1 protein-coding gene is annotated in these 549 nt (G+C 60.7%); it reads right to left on the reverse strand.

Features of this window, described 5'->3' with window-relative positions:
• Positions 1-549: LuxR family transcriptional regulator (locus NZU74_20785; GenBank protein MCS6883761.1), on the reverse strand; the 549-nt coding region annotated here is incomplete at both ends.

The raw sequence follows: 549 nt of genomic DNA on the forward strand, positions 1-549 counted from the left end.
GCCAGACGCGGACGCGCCAGGACGGTTTCCTCCGGCAGCGCGGCGATCCAGCGCAGGACTGCCTGTGCATCGCCCTGTTCCCAGAGGGTCGTACCGGCAATTGCTTCGATGACATCAGCCGCGCTCTCGGCATCACCCGCCTGAAGGAAATGATTAACGGCGGCGCTGGCGAATCCCGCATCGCGGTGCCATCGGGCAGCGCGCCGATGCAGTTTGGCGACCAGATCGGGGCGGGTGCGCTGTAATCGGTCGCGCAGCATTTCGGCAAACAGATGGTGGTAGCGATACCAGCGTCGATCTTCGTCCAGCGGCGTGACGAACAAATTCGCCCGTTCCAGGTAATCTAGCATCGCCTGCGTTCCAGTCGCACCCTCACCCGGTGCATCAGGGGCAAGCAAAGCATGGCACAATTCTGCCGACATACGATCAAGGATCGATGTACGCAGTAGAAACGTCTGGACGTGATCCGGCTGCCGACTAATGACTTCCTCCGCCAGATAATCGGCAATCGCGCGGTGACTTCCGGCAAAGCGTCGAATAAATCCTTCG

Source organism: Chloroflexaceae bacterium, from assembly GCA_025057155.1.
In the GTDB taxonomy this organism is placed as follows: domain Bacteria; phylum Chloroflexota; class Chloroflexia; order Chloroflexales; family Chloroflexaceae; genus JACAEO01.